The sequence below is a fragment of the Streptomyces sp. NPDC027672 genome, assembly GCF_055566335.1.
Window position 1 is genome coordinate 227,628 of sequence record NZ_JBVHSO010000002.1, and the last position, 19,353, is coordinate 246,980.

General features: G+C 72.2%; 15 protein-coding genes, 2 pseudogenes and 1 riboswitch. Of the genes and pseudogenes, 6 read left to right on the forward strand and 11 right to left on the reverse strand.

All coding sequences use genetic code 11. The annotated features are described in order from the left end of the window. Nucleotides 1–55: 55 nt before the first annotated feature. Entirely contained in the window at nt 56–358 is a 303-nt protein-coding gene (locus tag ACZ4SV_RS05525; protein ID WP_468001636.1) for a hypothetical protein, read from the reverse strand. Nucleotides 359–515: 157 nt separating this feature from the next. Further along, nucleotides 516–595, forward strand: a riboswitch (ZMP/ZTP riboswitch). A gap of 27 nt (nt 596–622) precedes the next feature. On the opposite strand from ACZ4SV_RS05525, the gene ACZ4SV_RS05530 reads away from it, so the two are divergent. Next, the gene (locus tag ACZ4SV_RS05530) at nt 623–1,471 is read left to right on the forward strand and encodes a bifunctional 5,10-methylenetetrahydrofolate dehydrogenase/5,10-methenyltetrahydrofolate cyclohydrolase (RefSeq protein ID WP_397934953.1); all 849 of its coding nucleotides are present in this window, start codon (nt 623–625) and stop codon (nt 1,469–1,471) included. A 124-nt stretch (nt 1,472–1,595) separates the two neighbouring features. Then, nucleotides 1,596–2,825: a glycosyltransferase gene (locus tag ACZ4SV_RS05535; protein WP_468002475.1), complete on the forward strand. Its 1,230-nt coding sequence runs from the start codon at nt 1,596–1,598 to the stop codon at nt 2,823–2,825. A 117-nt stretch (nt 2,826–2,942) separates the two neighbouring features. On the opposite strand, the gene ACZ4SV_RS05540 is transcribed toward ACZ4SV_RS05535, so the two are convergent. Beyond that, entirely contained in the window at nt 2,943–3,968 is a 1,026-nt protein-coding gene (locus tag ACZ4SV_RS05540) for an alcohol dehydrogenase catalytic domain-containing protein (RefSeq protein ID WP_397945472.1), read from the reverse strand. Nucleotides 3,969–4,084: 116 nt separating this feature from the next. Next, entirely contained in the window at nt 4,085–4,747 is a 663-nt protein-coding gene (locus ACZ4SV_RS05545) for a TetR/AcrR family transcriptional regulator (protein WP_365883216.1), read from the reverse strand. A 140-nt stretch (nt 4,748–4,887) separates the two neighbouring features. On the opposite strand from ACZ4SV_RS05545, the gene ACZ4SV_RS05550 reads away from it, so the two are divergent. Beyond that, a complete protein-coding gene (locus ACZ4SV_RS05550) occupies nt 4,888–6,156 on the forward strand; it encodes a YncE family protein (RefSeq protein WP_468001639.1) in 1,269 nt (422 codons plus the stop codon). 235 nt (nt 6,157–6,391) lie between these two features. Here ACZ4SV_RS05550 and ACZ4SV_RS05555 read toward each other — a convergent pair whose 3' ends face one another. Then, nucleotides 6,392–6,868: a GNAT family N-acetyltransferase gene (locus ACZ4SV_RS05555; RefSeq protein ID WP_468002477.1), complete on the reverse strand. Its 477-nt coding sequence runs from the start codon at nt 6,866–6,868 to the stop codon at nt 6,392–6,394. 160 nt (nt 6,869–7,028) lie between these two features. Between ACZ4SV_RS05555 and ACZ4SV_RS05560 the strand changes: the two are divergent. Together ACZ4SV_RS05560 and ACZ4SV_RS05565 are read left to right on the forward strand one after the other, a co-directional pair. Continuing rightward, nucleotides 7,029–9,979: pseudogene (locus tag ACZ4SV_RS05560) on the forward strand (Tn3 family transposase). Beyond that, entirely contained in the window at nt 9,969–10,286 is a 318-nt protein-coding gene (locus tag ACZ4SV_RS05565) for a hypothetical protein (RefSeq protein WP_468001641.1), read from the forward strand. Before ACZ4SV_RS05560 ends, ACZ4SV_RS05565 begins: the two are co-directional and overlap by 11 nt. 103 nt (nt 10,287–10,389) lie before the next feature. Here ACZ4SV_RS05565 and ACZ4SV_RS05570 read toward each other — a convergent pair whose 3' ends face one another. Both ACZ4SV_RS05570 and ACZ4SV_RS05575 read right to left on the reverse strand, forming a co-directional pair. Next, complete coding sequence (locus ACZ4SV_RS05570; RefSeq protein WP_468001643.1) at nt 10,390–10,884, reverse strand: hypothetical protein; 495 nt, start codon at nt 10,882–10,884, stop codon at nt 10,390–10,392. Between the two features lie 24 nt (nt 10,885–10,908). Then, nucleotides 10,909–11,559 (reverse strand): hypothetical protein, encoded by a 651-nt coding sequence (locus tag ACZ4SV_RS05575; protein ID WP_468001645.1) that lies wholly within the window; start codon nt 11,557–11,559, stop codon nt 10,909–10,911. A gap of 837 nt (nt 11,560–12,396) precedes the next feature. Between ACZ4SV_RS05575 and ACZ4SV_RS05580 the strand changes: the two genes are divergently transcribed. Next, a complete protein-coding gene (locus ACZ4SV_RS05580; protein ID WP_468001647.1) occupies nt 12,397–13,314 on the forward strand; it encodes a recombinase family protein in 918 nt (305 codons plus the stop codon). Between the two features lie 144 nt (nt 13,315–13,458). On the opposite strand, the gene ACZ4SV_RS05585 is transcribed toward ACZ4SV_RS05580, so the two are convergent. From ACZ4SV_RS05585 to ACZ4SV_RS05605, 5 genes and pseudogenes are all read right to left on the reverse strand, one after another. Further along, nucleotides 13,459–13,593: a hypothetical protein gene (locus ACZ4SV_RS05585; RefSeq protein WP_468001649.1), complete on the reverse strand. Its 135-nt coding sequence runs from the start codon at nt 13,591–13,593 to the stop codon at nt 13,459–13,461. Nucleotides 13,594–13,633: 40 nt separating this feature from the next. Further along, nucleotides 13,634–14,134, reverse strand: a complete 501-nt coding sequence (locus ACZ4SV_RS05590; RefSeq protein WP_468001651.1) for a metallophosphoesterase family protein — start codon at nt 14,132–14,134, stop codon at nt 13,634–13,636. Nucleotides 14,135–14,143: 9 nt separating this feature from the next. Beyond that, nucleotides 14,144–15,154 carry an SDR family oxidoreductase gene (locus ACZ4SV_RS05595; protein ID WP_468001653.1) on the reverse strand — a complete coding sequence of 337 codons (1,011 nt, stop codon included), beginning with the start codon at nt 15,152–15,154 and terminating at the stop codon, nt 14,144–14,146. A gap of 29 nt (nt 15,155–15,183) precedes the next feature. Beyond that, complete coding sequence (locus ACZ4SV_RS05600; protein ID WP_468002479.1) at nt 15,184–16,293, reverse strand: enolase C-terminal domain-like protein; 1,110 nt, start codon at nt 16,291–16,293, stop codon at nt 15,184–15,186. A gap of 24 nt (nt 16,294–16,317) precedes the next feature. Continuing rightward, nucleotides 16,318–19,338, reverse strand: a pseudogene (locus ACZ4SV_RS05605) (FAD-binding and (Fe-S)-binding domain-containing protein); the annotation flags it as partial. Between the last annotated feature and the right edge of the window lie 15 nt (nt 19,339–19,353).

A 19,353-nucleotide genomic window follows, 5' to 3' on the forward strand; every position in this document is an offset into this window, starting at 1 on the left:
CCGGCCGGGGTGCGGGCCGTCCCGGCCGGTACGGCCCGCACCCCGGCGGGTGTCCTCAGTGGATGCCGCCCAGCAGCCCGAGCGCGGGCGCCGCCGGGGCGAGGACCTGCTGCACCTGGTTCAGCTGGTGCAGCTCGCGGAGGTGTTTCAGCTCCTGCACCTGGCCGCTGACGCGCGGCACCTGGCCCCGGTGGGATGCGGGCACGGCGCCGGTCGTGAGGGAGTCCAGCGTGTTGAGCGCGCCCAGTTTCCCGACCAGCGGCGCGCCGGAGCCCGCCGCGCTCGCCTGCGGCACGGCCAGCCCCGCGATCCCGGCGGCCAGACCGACGGCGGCGACGATACGTCGTGTTGAGATCATGTCCCGGCAACGGCCGCGGGCCCCGGCCGGACACGGGCGGCGCGACGGCCTCACCCGTGAGGCTGAGCGCGGCGGCCCCCTCGCCGGGACGGAGGCCCTTCCGCCAGCCCCGGGAGGAAGGGCGGTACGGCGGCCGTACGCACGCTCGGTTACCCTGGACGCGGGCCGTGACTGGCGCTGAGGTGGAGCACCACCGGGGAGCGGCCCGTGAAGCAGCCGCGCGCCTGGGCGAGAAGAGCCGATCCCAGCTCAGGAGTGTGCCGCATGACCCAGGCCCGTCTGATGGACGGCACCGCGCCCGCCCGCCGCATCGTCGAGGAGACCGCGCGGCAGGCCGCCGCCCTCACCGCACGCACCGGCACCGCGCCGTGCCTCGCGACCGTGCTGGTCGGCGAGGACCCGGCGTCCGTGACGTACGTCCGCATGAAGCAGAACCGCTGCCGCCAAGCCGGCATCACCTCCCGGCACGTCACGCTGCCCGCGACCACCACGACCGCCGAACTCGTGGGCGCGCTGCGGGAGTTGTCGGCCGACCCGGAGGTGCACGGCATCCTGTTGCAGCACCCGGCGGGCGAGCACATCGACGAGCGGGCGGCGTTCGAGGCGATCGCGCCGGAGAAGGACGTGGACGGTGTCACGTTCGCCTCCTTCGCCACGATGAGCTTCGGGCTGCCGGGCTTCGTCTCCTGCACACCGGGCGGCATCATGCGGCTGCTGGACGAGTACGGCGTCGACCCGGCCGGGAAGCGGGCCGTGGTGGTGGGCCGCAGCGCGATCCTCGGCAAGCCGGTGGGCATGCTGCTGCTGGCCCGGGACGCCACGGTGACGTACTGCCACTCGCGCACCCGGGAGCTGTCGGCGGTGGTCCGCGAGGCCGACATCGTCGTGGCCGCGGTCGGCCGGCCCCGGCTGATCCGCGGGCAGGACGTCAAGCCGGGCGCGGTCGTGATCGACGCGGGCTACAACCCGGGGAACGTGGGCGACGTCGACTTCGACTCCGCCGTGGAGCGGGCCGCGCTGATCACGCCGGTGCCGGGCGGGGTCGGTCCGATGACGATCGCCACGCTGCTGGAGCAGACCGTGACGGCCGCCGCCCGGCAGCTCGGGGCGTAAGGCCGCCCGTCCGGACGCGGGCCGGGCGCGGGGCCGCGCGGGCGGAGAGCGTCCCCGGATTCGGGACTTCGGGGTACCGGGGCCGCGGGGAGCGGCCATACTGACGCTCGTGCGCGTTGCGGTCATGACGGCGGGTTCCCGGGGCGACGCCGCCCCGTACACCGGGCTCGGGCACCGGCTCGTGCTGGCCGGGCACGAGGTCACCCTGGTCACCCACGGGCGGTTCGAGCCGCTGGTGGCGGGTTCGGGCGTGCGGTTCCACGCGCTGCCGGTGGACCCGCGGGCGGAACTGGAGTCCCCGCGCGGCCGGGGCCTGCACCGCAGTGCCGGCGGCGCCGGGAAACTGCTGCGGGTGGCGGATCTGGCGCGGCGCGTGGTCGGCCGGCTGACCGAGGACCTGCTCGGCGCGGCCCGGGACAGCGACGTGCTGCTGCTGTCCGCCTCCGTGGCCCCGCTCGGGCAGACGATCGCCGAGGGACTGCGGCTGCCGAGCCTGGGTGTCTATCTGCAACCCCTCGCCGCCACCCGGGAGTTCGCCCCCGCGGTGCTCGGCGGCGGGTCCTGGGGCGGGCCGGTCAACCGGCTCGCCGGGCACGGCGTGAACCGGGCGGTGGAGCAGATCTTCTCCGGTGCCGTCCCGGCCCTGCGCGAGCGGCTCGGCCTGCCCCCGCTGCGCACCGGTGCCGCGCTGCGGGCCCGGGAGCGGCGGCGCTGGCCGGTGCACCACGGCTTCAGCCCGCTGGTGGTGCCCCGGCCCGGTGACTGGCGGGCCGGCCTGGAGGTGGGCGGCTACTGGTGGCCGTACGACAACGGGACCCCGCTCCCCCGGGCCGTGCAAGAGTTCCTGGACGCCGGGCCGCCGCCGGTCTTCGTCGGGCTGGGCAGCGCCACCGTGCCGGACGCCGGGCGGCTCAGCGCGCGGGTGGTGGCGGCGCTGCGGCGGGCCGGGCTGCGCGGAGTGATCCAGCGCGGCTGGGGCGGGCTCGCGGCGGACGGGGACGACATGCTGACCATCGGCGAGGTGCCGCACGCGCCGCTGTTCCCGCGGCTGGCCGCCGTGGTCCATCACGCGGGCGCGGGCACCACGGCGGCGGGGCTGCGCGCCGGGGTGCCGGCCGTGCCGGTGCCGGTGCAGTTCGACGCGGGTTTCTGGGCGGCGCGGCTGGTCGCGCTGGGCGTCGCCCCGGCCGTCGTACCGCTGCGCGGGCTGACCGTGGACGCGCTGGCCGCGGCCCTGGTCCGGGCCACCCGGGATCCGGCGTACCGGCGGCGCGCCGAGGCACTCGGGTCCCGGATCCGGGACGAGGACGGCGCCGCGCCGGTGCTCGCCGCGCTGGAACGGCTGCCGGGCTGAGCCGTGCGGCCCCGCGAGGATCGGGGACGGTGCCGCGCCGGTACTCGCCGCGCTGGAGCGGCTGCCGGGCTGAACCGTTTCGGCCCTCGCGTCCCGTGCCGGGCCGCTGCCGGGCGGTCAGCCGGTGGTCAGCACCATGCGGAACCGGGCGGCGCCGGCGAGCATCTTGTCGTACGCCTCCCCGGCCCGCTCCAGCGGCACCGTCTCGGTCATCGGGCGGATGCCGTGCAGGGCGCTGAACGCCATGGTGTCCTCCACGTCCCGCGCGGTGCCGGACGGGTGGCCGCGCACGACCCGGCCGGCCATCAGCAACTGGGCCGGGCTGACGCCGAGCGGGGCGGTGTCGGCGCCGATGACCACGAGCTCGCCGCGGTGGGCCAGGCCGTCCACGGTGGCGGTGATGGCATCGGAGTTTCCGGCGGTGGCCAGGACGGCCCGGGCGCCGCCGAGGGACCGCAACGCCTCGGCGACGGGCGTGCCGGAGGTGCTGTCGATGTAGTGGTGGGCGCCCAGCCGCTTGGCGAAGTCGGCCTTCTCGGCGCCCCGGGCGATGCCCACCGTCTCGAAGCCCATGGCGACCGCGTACTGCACACCGAGGTGTCCCAGACCGCCGAGGCCGAGCACCGCGACCAGGTCCCCGGGCCGGGCGGAGCTGCGCCGCAGCCCGTTGTACGTGGTCACACCCGCGCAGGCCATCGGTCCGGCGTCGCTCGCGGCCAGGGCGTCGGGAACGCGGGCCAGGGCGTCGGCGGGCACGGTGACCTGCTCGGCGAACCCGCCGTCGTAGGCCCAGCCGGGCACCGTCAGGTTCGGGCACACGACGAAGTCGCCCTCGCGGCAGGGCACGCAGTGGCCGCAGCTGCCGCCGAACCAGCCGACGGCCACCCGGTCGCCCACCTGCCAGCCGCGCTCCCGCACGCCCTCGCCCAGCTCCTCGATCCGGCCGGCGATCTCATGGCCAGGCACCACCGGGAACGTGACGCCCGGCAGCGCGGCGCCGACGAAGAGGGCGTCGCTGTGGCAGACGCCGCACGCCTCGACGGCGATCCTCGCCCGGCCGGGACCCGGCCGGGCGACCTCGCGCTCGACCAGTTCGAAGGAGCCGTGGGGAGCGGTCACCTGCGCGACCCGATAGGTACTCATGGTGGTCTCCGGTGTGAACGGGTACGACGGCCTTCCCACCCAGCAGACCAGCTCAGCTCCGATCACGCGCGCCGAGCCGCGCCCTGCCCGCCGGGACCGCGGCCCGGGTGCCGGGGTCAGCCGGTCCCGGGCCGCCGGCCGTCCGGCCGGAGCATGCCGAGCAGCAGCCGGACCAGCTCGTCCACCACCTCGTCGAGCGTGGCGTCGACCCAGCCGGCGGTCCAGTCGTGCAGCAGGCCGTTGACGCTGCCGATGAAGGCGGTGGCCGCGAGCCGGTAGTCGCGCGGCGCCGCCTCGCCTCGGGCCACGGCCGCGTCCGCCTCGGCGCGGATCAGGGCGACCCAGCGGGCGCGGCGGGCGAGCCGCTGCTCCTCCAGTCGGGCGCTGACGCCGATGATCTCCATGAAGGCGATGCGGACGCGGCGCGGGTCGGCGGTGACCGCGCGGGCGTAGGCCCGGAAGAGCACGGTGGCGCGCTCGGGCAGGGGCAGCCCCTCGGCGTCGGCGAGCGCGTCCAGGACGGCCTGCTCGGCCCAGCCGTTGACCTGGAGGTGCAGGGCGGCGAGGACGTCCTCCAGGGTGCGGAACTCCTCGTAGAACTGGCGGGTGGACAGGCCCGCGGCCCGGCTGAGCGCGGCGACCGTGGTGCTCCGGTAGCCGGGCGTGTCACCGAACAGCCGCAGGGCCGCGTCGAGGAAACGGCGGCGCCGCTCGGCCTGCCGTTCCGCGGCGGACCGGCCGCCGTAGCGTCCCGTCGGCGCTCTGAGCCTGCCGTCCACGCGTCCCCCTCCGCCATCCGCCGGTCGTTCGATCGTGTCGTGCACGCCTCTTGTCGAGAAGGCCGCCTTCTCCTTACTTTTCAGTAAGTCCACTGTGAAAGCGCCCGTGTTCAGATTCCCTCCGAGGAAAGAGAGCCGTCATGGCTGTCTCCAGAACCAGGCACCTGTGCTCCGTGGCCGTCGCCCTCGCCCTCACCGCCGCCGGCCCCGCGGCCGCCGCCTCCGCCCGTCCCGCCGCCCCCGCCCGTCCCGCCGCCCCCGACGGCCTGCGCGAGGTGCTGTTCGTCGGCAACAACTGGGACGGCACCGCCGACGTCCTCCGCTCCTCCGGCGACTTCGCGAGGATCGGCCGGATCAGCGTGATCCCGGACAAGGCCGCGCGGCTGGCGGAGATCAACGCCGACCCGGTCAAGTGGATCTACTTCCAGGCGATCCGCAACAGCGTCGGCGAGGGTCACGACCAGTTCGCCGACGACATGTACTCCACGCCGGACGGCCGGTCGGTGGTGGTCTCCCGGCCCAGTTTCGCCGATGTCGTCTCCATCGACCTGGCCAGCGGGAAGGTCAACTGGCGTTTCCCCGTGGCCGGTTACCGGGCCGACCACATGGCGGTCTCCCCGGACGGCACCCGGGTGGCGGTCTCCGCCTCGACCGCCGACACCGTGCACGTGCTGGACATCGCCACCGGCCGGCAGCTCGGCTCGTTCGCGACCGGGGCCAAGCCGCACGAGAACATCTTCACCAAGGACGGCAAGTACATCTGGAACATGTCCATCGGCGACGTCAACACCGACCTCGACAGTCCCGGCTGGGACTGGACCAAGGGCGACCGGCACATCACGGTCGTGGACGCGACGACGTACAAGCAGGTCAAGGTCGTCGACATGCGTCAGCGGCTGGACGCGTACGGGCTGAGGGACTTCTCCGACGCGGTCCGCCCGGCCGTGTTCTCCCCCGACGAGTCCAAGCTGTACTTCCAGGTGTCCTTCTTCAACGGCTTCTTCGAGTACGACGTCGCCACCGACAAGATCACCCGGATGAAGACCCTGCCGAAGAACCCGGCGACCAGCGAGGACCGCACCACCTGGGTCAACGACTCGCGCCACCACGGCCTGTCGATGAACCCCGCGGGCACGAAGCTGTGCGTCGCGGGCACCATGGACGACTACGCGACCGTGGTCGACCGCGCCTCGCTCCAGGAGGGCCCGCTGATCCCCGCGTCCAAGCCGTACTGGGCGACGGTCAGCGGGGACGGCGCGGACTGCGTCGTCTCCGAGAGCGGCGCCGACCAGGTGACGGCGATCGACTTCGCCACCGGGCGGAAGGTGACGTCGGTCCCGGTCGGCGATCACCCGCAACGCGTCCGGCTGGGACACGTACCGACCGACTGGAGCGGCACCGACGCCTGACACCCCCAGACCGTGGCCTCCGGGGTGCCCCACTCACCCCGGAGACCACGTCCCCGTCCTCGGGGGGCGGGGCAGGGCCACGTCCCCGTCCCCCGGGGCGGGGCACCGGGCGAGCGGGCGGCGGGTGTGGCCCTGCACCGGAGCGGCGACGGGGCGCCACTCGGCCGGAGGCAGGGGCGGGCCGGCCGCGGGGCACCACCCGGGCGGTCTGGGCGGGTGGCGGGGGCTTGTTGTGTTACGGCGTGTGGTTTTGTGGGTCGCCGGTTATGCGGGCGTGCAGGTGTTGGTCGTGCCAGCCGTCTGTGTGCAGCAGGGCGCTGCGTTGGGTGCCCTCGAAGGTGAAGCCGGAGCGGTTCGCCACCCGGCAGGAGGCGGGGTTGGCCGTCGAGTGGCACAGGCGCAGCCGGGGCAGGCCCAGGTCGTCCAGGGCCCACCGGGCGAGCCGTCGGACCGCCGTGACGGCGAGGCCGGCGCCGCGGGCCTCGGGCAGCAGCCAGTAGACGAGTTCGGCGCCGCCGGCGGCCAGGTCGACGTCGTTCAGACCGACGAGCCCGAGGGGCGGGCCGTCCGGCCGGGCCAGGGCCCACACGGCGCCGGTCTCGGCCCGCCACCGCTCGTGCATGCGCGCGATCCGGGCGCGGGCCTCCGCGCGGTCGGCGACGGTGAACAGGTTCCAGTGCCGGATCGCGGGGTCCTGCCCGGCGGCGACCAGCGCGCCGGCGTCCTCGGGCCCGGAGTCCTAGCCCAGACGCCAGGGAACAAGTAACCCGTCAGTAGGTTCCGGGGTTCGCTTCTCTGCCGTTTCCCGTTGCCGGGGCCCCTCGTTGGGCTGTCCGGGTGAATGCCCGGAGGGTCGACGACAAGGGGCGGGTGTGCAACAGGAGTGGTCGCCGGAAGAGCTGTTGGCGAGCTGGACGCTGGTGGAAGGCGACTGGAAGCTCGTGGCCAACAAGACCGGGGCGACGAGGCTCGGCTTCTGCATGATGCTGAAGTTCTTCGAGATCGAAGCCCGGTTCCCGGAGTTCATGGAGGAGTTCCCGCAGTCCGCTGTGGAGTACGTCGCCGGTCTGGTGAAGGTGCCGGCGGCGGAGCTTGCGAAGTACGACCTGGCGGGCGCGAAGCGTCACCGGAAGCAGATCCGTGAGGCGTTGGGGTTCCGGCCGGCGACGCTGGAGGACGAGGAACAGCTCACCACGTGGCTGGCCGTGGAGGTGTGCCCGGTCGAGCTGGTGGAGGACCGGCAGCGGGAGGCCCTGCTGGTCGAGTGCCGGGCGCGCAGTATCGAGCCGCCGGGCCGGACCCGGGTTGAGAAGGTGCTGGTCGCGGCCCGCAACCGGTGGGAGCGGGTGTTCTGCGCGCGGGCCATCGAACGCCTGGGGGATGTCGGGGTGGCCCGGCTGCTGGCGCTGCTCAAGCGGGACCCGGGCGCGGTCGGACTGGACTCCCTGCTGACGGAGGTCACCAAGCTGAACGACGTGCGCAGACTCGGGCTGCCCGAGGGGCTGTTCGCGGACTGCTCGGAGAAGCTGGTAGCCGCGTGGCGGGCGCGGGCGATCAAGATGTACCCCTCGGACTTCCGCGACACCGCCGAGGACATACGGATCACCCTGCTCGCGGTGCTGTGTTCCTCGCGGCAGTCGGAGATCACCGACGCACTGGGGGACCTGCTGATCGCCCTGGTGCAGAAGATCAACGCCCGTGCCGAGCGGCGGGTCGAGCGACAGCTGACGGCCGAGCTGAAGAAGGTGAGGGGCAAGGAGGGCATCCTCTTCAAGCTCGCCGACGCGGCGATCGGCAAGCCGGACGAGATGGTGCGCACGGCGCTGTACCCGGTGGTCGGGGAGAAGACGCTGCGCGACCTGGTGGCCGAGGCGAAGGCGAACGAGAAGGTCTTCAAGGCCAAGGTCCGTACCACGCTGCGCTCCTCGTACAGCTCTTACTACCGGCAGATGCTGCCGCCGCTGCTGCGCACGCTGAGCTTCCGCTGCAACAACACCGCCTACCGGCCGGTGATGGACGCGCTCGCGCTGCTGGAGAAGTACGCCGACGTCGACGGCAAGACGCGCTTCTACGACGCCGGCGACGCGGTGCCGATGGACGGCGTCGTACGCAAGGACTGGCGCGAGGCCGTCGTCGACGACAAGGGCAGGGTCGAGCGCATCCCGTACGAGCTGTGCGTCCTGGTCGCGCTGCGCGATGCGATCCGGCGCCGAGATATCTACATCGAGGGCGGGAGGCGGTGGTGCAACCCGGAGGACGACCTGCCCGGAGACTTCGAGGCCACCCGCACCGTACACTACGCGGCGATCCGCCAGCCCACGGACCCCGGGGCGTTCATCACCGACCTGAAGCGGCGGATGACCGAGGCCCTCGACCGGCTGTCCGGGGCGCTCGCGGACGGCTCTGCGGGCGGAGTGAAGGTCACCACCCGGCACGGGGAACCGTGGATCAAGGTTCCGAAGCTGGAGAAGCTGGACGAGCCCACCGGCCTGACAGCGCTCAAGGACGAGGTCGTACGCCGCTGGGGCGTGCTCGACCTCCTGGACGTGCTCAAGAACGCCGACTTCGACACCGGCTTCACCGACGAGTTCGCCTCGGTCGCCGCGTACGAGCGCATCGACCGCGCCGTCCTCCAACGACGCCTCCTGTTGGCCCTGTTCGCCCTGGGGACGAACATGGGCATCCGTGCCATCGTGGCGACCGGCGAGCACGGCGAGAGCGAGGCGGCGCTGCGGCACGTGCGCCGGCATTTCATCACCGTCGACAACCTGCGGGCCGCCGTGCGCAAGCTGGTGAACTCCACCTTCGCCGCCCGGGACACCGCATGGTGGGGAACCGGCACCTCGTGCGCGTCGGACTCGAAGAAGTTCGGGTCCTGGTCCTCGAACTTCATGACCGAGTACCACGCCCGCTACGGCGGCAACGGCGTGATGATTTATTGGCATGTGGAGCGGAAGAACGTCTGCATCTACTCCCAGCTCAAGAGCTGTTCGTCGTCCGAGGTCGCGGCGATGATCGAGGGCCTTTTGCGGCACTGCACGGACGCCGAGATCGAGTCGAACTACGTCGACACGCACGGCGCGTCCGTGGTCGGATTCGCCTTCACCGAGCTGCTGAACTTCCGTCTGCTGCCCCGGCTGAAGAACATCGGCAGCATCCGCCTGTATCGCCCGGACGACTCCCCGCCCGGCTGGCCGGCGCTCGGCGGCTCGCTGTCGACCCGGGCCATCAGGTGGGACCTGATCGCCCAGCAGTACGACAGATGGTCAAGTACGCCACCGCGCTGCGCCTGGGCACCGCCGAGGCGGAACAGGTCCTGCGGCGCTTCACCCGCGGCGGCCCCAAACACCCCACCTACGCCGCGCTCGAAGAACTCGGCCGCGCAGTACGCACCATCTTCGCCTGCGACTATCTCGCCAGCCCGGACCTGCGCCGCGAGATCCACGGCGGCCTTCAGGTCGTGGAGAACTGGAACAGCGCGAACACCGTGCTGCACTACGGCAAGGACGGCGCGCTGACCGGACCGGACAAGGAGCACGCCGAGACCTCGATGCTCGCGCTGCACCTTCTCCAGTCGAGTCTCGTCCACATCAACACCCTGCTGCTTCAGCGCGTTCTTGCCGAACCGGCCTGGGCGAAGAAGCTCTCGGACGAGGACCGGCGCGGGCTGACCGCGCTCTTCTGGGCGAACATCAACCCGTACGGCACCTTCCGGCTGGAGATGGACAAGCGGCTCGACTTCGCCCTGCCCACCGTGCCCCATCCCCGGACACCGGCCAGCACCGCCGGCCAACCAGCAACGGAGTCCCGCCATGCCCGCTGAACAGTACGGACGCTGGGTCAGTGCCGCTGGCACCACCGCCTTCGCGCAAGACGGCTCTCCGGCCGCGGAGCTTGCCCTCGCGTGCGCCCTGCACGCCCTCAACGAGGTCTCCAAGGGCGTCGAGCCGGGTCCCGCCGCCGCGGTGCTGACCATCTCCGGCCCGGACGGGACCGGGCTCGGCCAGCTCGCCGCCGACGCCCAGGACGCGGAGATCCTGGCCAAGCGCGTGCACGAGATGTCCGCCGACCGCTACGGTCAGGTCTTCGCCGAGGACCTGGAGGCGCTGATGCGCAGGTACCAGCAGTGACCGCTGCAACCCCCATCCGCGACGTCCTAGTCCCCAAGGCCTGTGCATGGGTGCGTGTCGTGGCCTCGCTGGGGTAGTGGCGGCTGCCGGGCGAGGACCGTGGTCAGGTTGTGGCCTGGAGCAGCAGGACAGCCACAGCAAGGGACAGCAGGGCGACTGCGGCCACTTCGAGGGCAAGCGAGCAGACGAGCAACCGTGCCGCTGAGCGGTTCGCACCGCGCAGGCTGTCGAGCAGGTCCAATCGAGCCTTGTGCAATGTCGAGAATGGATCCGAGTCGGAGCTGTCCCAGGCTTCCCGCAGCCATTGAGTACTAATAGTGGTCTGGCGGCGCGGGGTGCTCACAGTCAACGCTGTGACGGCGGCGCCAACGAACAGGGCGAGCGCGGCTACGGTCAGGATTGTCGCTGATGTAGGTAAGCGGTCTTGAGAGGTCCGGCCACTGACCGAAGCGGCTCCCAACGCAAGCGCGACCAACACACCACTGCTGCTCACTACCGCGTTGCCGCGCTGGATCAGTGACTCCTTGATCTTGCGTTCCTCATTGAGTTGATCCTCCAATAGAGCGCCGAGGACCTGCCTGACGTTACTCTCCGGCATCGCGTCACCCCCTTCCTGGATCCATCAGACAGATCGCAGTGTCGTCGGAGACGTCCGGCCCGATCGGCGCATCAGATGGCTAAAGGACCAGTCCGCAAGGGATGGCGGCGAAGTCAGTCTCCGGTTCTCCAGCGGAGCAAGGAGCTCCTCCCCCAGACTGAGTACGGAGCTTGAGATACTCAACGAATCGACCAATTGCCTCAACGGCACCATTTCCTCACTCTGCTGGGCCACCCTTGTACGCAATAGGGAAATCTCCTCCAAGTTGTCCGCGCCGTCATTCCAGTCTTCGAGTTTGGTAATGACACGCTGCAGCCGTGATCGGATACCCGCCGTTCGAAGGTTCAGCCGGTTCATTTCCTCGGCCGGAGGTAGCACGACGATCACCTCGCGGAGCTTCTCAGCAAGGACCCTGCCCGATGACCCGCCATCCCGGATTGCGGCTAGTTGACTGCGGCAATCCACGATCAACTCGGGGGCCAAGCGCTCCACCTCTCCGAGGCCACGCCAGAGGGCGTCGATCTGCGACGACGGGATGGGGACTCTCATTAGCTCGCTCACTCTCCGCTGAGCCGATCGCTGCTCCCTCAGCATTTCAGCAAGTTGAGCGGGGGCGGGTCCGATGTTCACAATGAGCTGCTTGATTAGACGGTAGACGGAAAGGTCCTCCTCCATGGCAATAACCGTGCCATGCCGCTCCCGCATGCTCAGTACTAGGAGGCAGGGCATGAGTGACTCGCGAAGTCCGAAAAAGGCTGCCGCGCTAGAAGTCGCCTGCGTCCATCCTCTCTCGTGTTCTTCACGCGAGTGCGGTCTCGCACCGGCCACCCAACCGAATTGAGAATCCGAACCGTCCCGGCGCATGGAATCCCAGAAGGCACTTCGAAATGCCTCGTCCCGAATAGGCAGGTCTACGCGCATGCCCTCAGCTCCCACGATCTCCCGGCCCCGAGGACTCCGGACGCCGCCGACCTCTGCCTCAATCGGGCGCCCGTACGGAGGCGCTACAGGACACAGCACCGCCAGCGACGCACCGCTCAGATCGTGAACGCTTGTCCAGTCTTCGATCAGCTCTTCATGCTGGGTGCGGGCCTCGGCAGTTCGGGCCAGTATCAGCACCGCACCCAAATAGCCACTCGTAGCGGATGCGGACAGCAGGTGCCTGAGAAACACATTGATCGGTAGCGGAGTGACGTACATCAAGCCCCCTGTCGACGAGATGGGGAGCAGCCCAGCCGCGTGCCCCCGCAGCAGCAGTATGAGGGGGCGATCTCATCGGCACGAGAGGTTCCCGGATCTGAGTCGATCTTTGCGGGACCTGGGTGCTGAATGGTGGCCTGCTGGGGGAAGCTGTCGGCAAACGCTCGAATGACGACAGGCGCGGCGAGCGTCCAATGAACCCGGACTTTTCGGGGGCTATCGGCGGCTCGGATCCCATCAGATCCGATGGAAGCTGATGACAGGGTTTGCTGACAGCTAGGGTCGAATGCGACCACCACAGCGGGGAGCGGCATGGCCAACCTGGTCTACAAGCGGGTGTCGACCGACCAGCAGTCGACCGACCGTCAGAACCTCGTCCTGGACGAGGCCGGGATCGAGGACCCGGTCGTCTTCGAGGAGGACGCCGGCACCTCCAGCCGCCTCCACCCGCTTCAGCGGCCGAAGTTCGGCGAGCTGCTCACGTATGCGCGGCCGGGTGACACCGTGCACATCTCCGAGATGTTCCGCCTCGTGCGCGGCACCGGGCACATCCTCGACGTGCTCGACATTTTCCACCGCGACCGTCTCGCCTTGCGGATCCACGACGGCGCGTTCTCCGCCATGGACCTCACCGCCCGCCACCCGCGCACCGGGGAACTGCTGTCCACCGTGAAGTTCATGGTGCAGACCCTCGCCGCCGCCGGCGAACTCCAGCGCGACCTCCAGCGGGAGCTGACCTACGACGGACTGCGGGCCGCCGAGGCCAAGGGCAACAAGGGCGGGCGCCGCCCCGCCGTCACGGCCGCGAAGGCCACCGCCGTGCGCGCCGGGTACCTGGGCGGCCGGTCCATCGCCGGTCTGGCCCGCGACCACCACGTCAGCCGCGGTGCCATCCGTACCGCCGTCGCCGACCTCATGCCCGAGCACACCGCCATCGAGGAGGATGTTCCCGCCCCGGAGTTGCCGGTCACCCTCGACATGCCGGGCAAGGTCGCCGACTTCCTGCGCGCGGCCGGACTGGAGCCCGCCGAGCGGGCCGCGCTCGACCAGGGCGTGACCGTACGGCGTGGCCAGGGCTACACACTTCGCGTCACCGCGGCGCCCTTGGTCCACAGCCAACTCCTCGGCCGCTGCCAGCCGCTCGACGTCCCCTCGGCAATCCCTGCCCAGCGCAAGGCCCGCCGCGAGTACGCGAACCGCGTCAACGCCCTCGGGACCGAGACCCCGTAGCAAGCCACCCGGGCTTCAAAACCAAGGGGCTTCCGACCTGGGAGATGTCGAAGGCCTTCCCCGTTCCGCTGGTCACAGGCGCCTTTGGATCGAAGGGCTAGGGCCGAAACCTACTGGCGGGTTACTTGTTCCCTGGTGTCTGGGCTAGGACTCCGGGGCGTCCTCGGGCCGCCAGGGCCTGAGTTGCGGGCCGCCGTCCGGCAGGTCGAGGACGGGCTGTGGGCGGCCGGCCATGCGGCCCGCGGGGACGACGGGGGGTATGCCGGTGCCGGTGATCATTCCGGCATGGTCGCACAGCCGCTGCGGTGGCCGGGCGGTGCTACGGCCGCGGCAGCCGGTGCAGGGTCACGTCGGTGAGCGCTCCGCCGGCGGCCGTCGCCGTCAGGTAGGTGCAGTGCGGCTGGCGGCGGCGGTCCGTCGGCGAGCCGGGGTTGAGCAGGCGCAGTCCGCCGGGGGCGGTGGTGTCCCAGGGGATGTGGCTGTGTCCGAAGACCAGGACGTCCAGGTCCGGGAAGCGGGCCGCGCAGCGGGCCTCGCGGCCCTGGGCGGGGCCGGTCTCGTGGACGACGCCGAAGCGCAGGCCGCCCAGTTCGGCGTAGGCCACCTCGGGCAGCCGGGCGCGCAGGTCGGGGCCGTCGTTGTTGCCGTAGACGGCGATCAACCGGCGGCTGCGGCTCTCCAGCAGGTCCAGGGTGGCGGTGTCCACCCAGTCGCCGGCGTGGAGGACGGCGTCCGCGTGCGGGAGTTCGGCGAGCACCTGCTCCGGGAGCCGCTTGGCCCGCTTGGGCAGGTGTGTGTCGGACAGCAGCAGGAGGCGCACGTGCGGAGCCTACGCGGTGCGGCGGCGCAGGCCGCGTACGGTGGCCAGCACGGTGGCGGTGCCCGCGCCGAGGACGGCGGCGGTGGCGGCCGGGTGCCGGACCAGGGTCTCCTGCCAGGAGCGGGCGTGGGAGATGTCGTCGAAGGCGCCGTGCGCGCCCTGGTCGTCGGCGGGTGAGCGGTCGACGGGCTCGAAGAGGTTGTCCAGGTGGGCCGGCGGGACGCTGTCGGTCTGCTGGGAGTCGAAGCCGGTGCGGGCCAGGTAGCGGTCGAGCAGCGCCGGCGCGAACCGGTTGGCCCAGAGCGTGGCGGCGGTGGAGGCGCCGACGTAGTACTGCTTGCGGTGCGGGTGGTCCGCCGCGTAGAGCACGCCCCGGGCGGCGACCTCGGGCTGGTAGATCGGCGGGACCGGCATCGGGTGCTTGGAGAGCCGGGAGCGCACCCACTGGAACTGGGGCGTGTTGACGGCCGGCATCTGGGCGACGGTGACGTGCACGTTGCTCCCCCGGTGCAGCAGTTCGGTGCGCAGCGAGGAGGTGAAGCCGTTGATCGCGTGCTTGGCCCCGCAGTACGCCGACTGCAGCGGGATGGAGCGCTCGCCGAGCGCGGAGCCGACCTGCACGATGGTGCCGCGGTCGCGGGGCAGCATGCGCCGCAGGGCGGTGCGGGTGCCGTTGACGAAGCCGAGGTAGGTGACCTCGGTGACCCGTTTGAACTCCTCGGCGTTGATCTCGTCGAACGGCGCGAACACCGTGGAGAACGCGCAGTTGATCCAGACGTCGATCGGGCCGAACGCCTGTTCCGCGGCCTCGGCGACGGCCTCCAGCCGCTCCGGGTCGGCCGCGTCGGCCGCCTGGACCAGGGGCCGTCCGCCGAGCGCCGCGACCTCGTCGGCCGCCGCTTCGAGGCCGCCCTCGCCGCGCGCGACCAGGACGACGTCGGCGCCGCGCCGGGCGTACAGGCGGGCGGTGGCCCGGCCGATGCCGGCGCTGGCGCCGGTGATGACGACGGTGGGGGGCATGGTCCTCTCCTTGGTCAACGGGGTCTTCCTCACTGCACCCGGTACGGTGCCGCGCGCTCGGCGGCGAGGGTCAGGCCGAGTCCGGGTGCTCCGTCGGCGCCCGGCGTGACGCTGCCGCCGCCGGGGTCGAGGGCGCCGTCGAACAGGAGCCGTTCGATGCGGACGTGGTCGTGGAACCACTCCAGGTGGCGCAGGTTGGGCACGGCGGCCGCCGCGTGGGCGTGGGCGTGGGGCGCGCAGTGCCCGGAGACGTCCAGCCCGCGCGCGTGGGCGAGCCCGGCGGCGCGCAGCCAGACGGTGATGCCGCCGCACCGGGTGACGTCGGCCTGGAGGCAGTCGACGGCGCCCGCGGCCAGCATGTGCCCGAAGTAGGCGAGGGTGTAGCCGTATTCGCCGGCGGCGATGTCGAGCGGGGTCCGGCAGCGGAGGTCGGCGAGGAGGGCGAGGTGGTCGGAGGAGACGGGTTCCTCGAACCAGGTGACGCCCTGGTCGGCGAGCGCGCCCGCGACGCGTACCGCCTGTCCGCCGGTGTAGCCGCCGTTGGCGTCGACGTACAGCTCGGCCGTGTCGCCGATGGCGGCCCGGGCGCGGGCGACGCGTTCGAGGTCGCGGCCCTGCCGGGTGCCCCACGACTCCCCGATCTTGATCTTGACGCGGGGGATGCCCTGTTCCTCGGTCCAGCCGCGCACCTGGCGTTCCTGCCGGGCGGCGTCGTAGGTGGTGAAGCCGCCGCTGCCGTAGACCGGCACGTCGTCGCGGGCGGCGCCGAGCAGGCGGACGAGGGGCAGGCCGAGCAGGCGGGCCTTGAGGTCCCACAGGGCGATGTCGACGGCTGCGACGGCCTGGGCGGCGAGGCCCGGCAGTCCGGCGTTGCGCACGGCGCGGCACATCAGCTCGTTGGCGCGCGGCACGTCCCAGGCGGACAGGCCGGTGACGGTGCCGGCGAGCAGTTCGCGCACCAGGTGGGCGGTGGCGGCGGCGCCGTAGGTGTAGCCGAGTCCGGTGGCCGCGCCGGAGCGTACGGTGACCAGGACGAGGGTGGTCTTGTCCCAGGCGAGCGTGCCATCCGCCTCGGGGCCGTCGGTGGGCACGGTGTAGACGGCGGTGTCGACGGCGTCGACGGCCGGCTGGTCGTCCATGGTCACCTCCCGCGCCGCCGCAGTCCGGCCTCGGTGGCCGCCGCCGGCGCCGGCGGCGGCCACCGAGGCGGTCGTCGCCCAGCGTGCCGTACGGGACGGCCGGGCGGGGCGGGTGGCCAGGCGCTCCGGGTGGTCGCCGGGCAGGTCGCCGGCGAGGCCGAGCGCCAGCACCTCGGCGAGGTGCAGCGCGCGCCGGCCGGTGCCGCCCTGTTCGATCTGGGTGCGGCAGCTGAAGCCGTCGGCGAGGACGAGGCTGTCGGGTGCCGCGCCGCGGACGGCGGGCAGGACGCCCTGTTCGGCGACGGCCATGGAGACGTCGTAATGACCGCGTTCGAAGCCGAAGTTGCCGGCGAGACCGCAGCAGCCCTCGTCCAGCACCTCGGCGTCGAGGTGGGCGCGGCGCATCAGTTCGCGGTCGGCGTCGAACTTCAGGACGGCGTGCTGGTGGCAGTGGGTCTGGACGGTTGCCCGCCGGGCGAGCCGGGGCGGCCGCCAGCCGTCGGGGGCGTGCCGGACCAGGTGTTCGGCGAAGGTGCGGACCTGTCCGGCCAGCCGCTCCACGTCCTGGTCGCCGGGCAGGAGTTCGGGCGCGTCGGAGCGGAAGACGGCCGTGCAGGACGGTTCCAGGCCGATGACCGGCGTACCGGCCTCCAGGTAGGGCCGCAGCACGTTCAGGGTGCGGGTCAGCACCCGCTTGGCGACGGTGAGCTGGCCGGTGGAGATCCAGGTCAGGCCGCAGCACACCGGCTCGGTGGGGACGGCGACCCGGAAACCGGCGTCCTCCAGGACGCGGACGGCCGACTGCGCGACGGCGGGGTGGAAGTAGGTGCTGAAGGTGTCCGGCCAGAGCACCACCGTGCGGGGGTCGGCCGGGTCCGGTTCCGGCCGGCCGCGGGCCCGCCACCACTGGACGAAGGACTCCCCGGCGAACACGGGTGCGGTGCGGGCCGCGTCGACGCCGGCGAGCCGCTTGCCGAGGCCGGCCAAACCGGGCGCGTGCAGCGCGGCGTTGACCAGCCCCGGGGCGGTGCGCGACAGCCGGGCCCACAGCGGGAGCCAGCCCATGGAGTAGTGGGCCGGGGGACGCGGCCGGCCCGCGTAGTGGTGCGCCGTGAACTCCGCCTTGAGCGTGGCCATGTCGACCCCGGTCGGGCAGTCGGACTTGCAGCCCTTGCAGGCCAGGCAGAGGTCGAGGGCGTCGCGTACGGCGGTGGAGCGCCAGCCGTCCCGGATCGCGGAGTCGGCGTGCCCGCCGAGCATCTCGAACAGCAGCCGGGCCCGGCCGCGGGTGGAGTGCTCCTCCTCCCTGGTGGCCCGGTAGGACGGGCACATGACGCCGCCGGAGTGGCCGCGGCAGTTGCCGATGCCGACGCAGCGCAGCACCGCGCGGTCGAAGGAGTGGTCGTCCTCGGGGAAGCCGAAGTGGGTGGCGGGGGCGGCGGGCCGCCACGTGGGGCCGAGGCGTAGCTGTCCGTCGACCGGGTGGGGGTGGACGATCTTGCCGGGGTTCATCCGGCCGCCGGGGTCGAACAGCTCCTTCAGCTCGCCGAAGGCGGTCACCAGCCGGGCCCCGAACATCCGGGTGAGCAGCTCGCCCCGGGACTGGCCGTCGCCGTGCTCGCCGGACAGCGAGCCGCCGTAGGAGGCGACGAGGTCGGCGGCGCGTTCCAGGAACCGCCTGAAGCGGGCCACGCCTTCGGCGGTGCGCAGCCCGAACGGGATGCGGGTGTGGACGCAGCCCTGCCCGAAGTGGCCGTACAGCGAGGGGTGGTCGTAGTCGAACTCCTCGAACAGCGCCCTGAGGTCGCGCAGATAGTCGCCGAGCCGTTCGGGCGGTACGGCGGAGTCCTCCCAGCCCTCCCAGGTCTCCCGGTCGTCCGGCGGGCGGGCGGTCACGCCGAGTCCGGCCTCGCGGGCCCGGAGCATCTTCTGCTCGCGTTCGGGGTCGTCGGAGAAGGCGACGTCCGCGTCCGCCTCCTGGCGGCCGAGGGCGTGCAGCAGCGCGTGCGCCTGTTCGTCGACGGCCTCCTGGCTGTCGCCGCTGTACTGCACCATCAGCCAGCTGTCGCCCTCGGGCAGGATGGCGAGCGAGTCCAGGTAGGCGCCCTCCTCGCGCATCAGCTGGGCCATCCGGCCGTCCAGGGCCTCCAGTTGGGTGGGGTTGCCGTGCTCCAGCAGGCGGGGCACGTCGTCGGCGGCGGCGCAGATGTCGTCGTAGCCGAGGACGAGCAGCGACTGGTACGGCGGCACGGGCACGAGGTCGATCTCGGCGCGCAGCACGGTCACCAGGGTGCCCTCGCTGCCGACGAGCGCCTTGGCCACGTCGAAGCCGTTCTCGGGCAGCAGCGAGTCCAGGTTGTAGCCGGAGACGCGGCGCGGGATCTTCGGGTAGCCGCGGCGGATGTCGGCCAGGTACTCGGTGGCGATGCGGTCGAGGCCGGCGTAGATCCCGGCGAGCCGGCCGCCGCCCGCGATGATCCGGGCCCGCTCGTCGGGCGGGGTGGGGCCGACCCAGGCGCGCTGTCCGTCGTAGGTGAGGATCTCCAGGCGGCGGACGTTGTCGACGGTCTTGCCGTACGCCTGGGCGGAGGCGCCGCAGGAGTTGTTGCCGATCATGCCGCCGAGCGCGCAGTGGCTGTGGGTGGACGGCTTCGGGCCGAACTGGAGCCGGTGGCGGGCCAGGTGTCGGTTGAGTTCGTCCAGGACGATGCCGGGCTCCACCACGCAGGTGCGCCGCTCGGCGTCGACGGAGAGGACACCGGTGCAGTACTTGCTCCAGTCGATCACCACGGCGGCGTTGGTGGTCTGTCCCGCCAGGCTGGTGCCGCCGCCCCGGGACAGGACGGGGGCGTCGAAGCGCGCGCACACCGACACGGCCCGGGCGCCCGCCTCCACGGTGCGGGGCACGACGACGCCGAGCGGGGGCTGACGGTAGTTGGAACCGTCCGTGGCGTAGGCGCCGCGGCTGCCCGCGTCGAAGCGGACTTCGCCGTCCACCTCGGCGTGGAGGGCCGCCTCCAGGCCGGAGCTGTCCGGAGGGGTCATCTGCGCTCCCTGGGT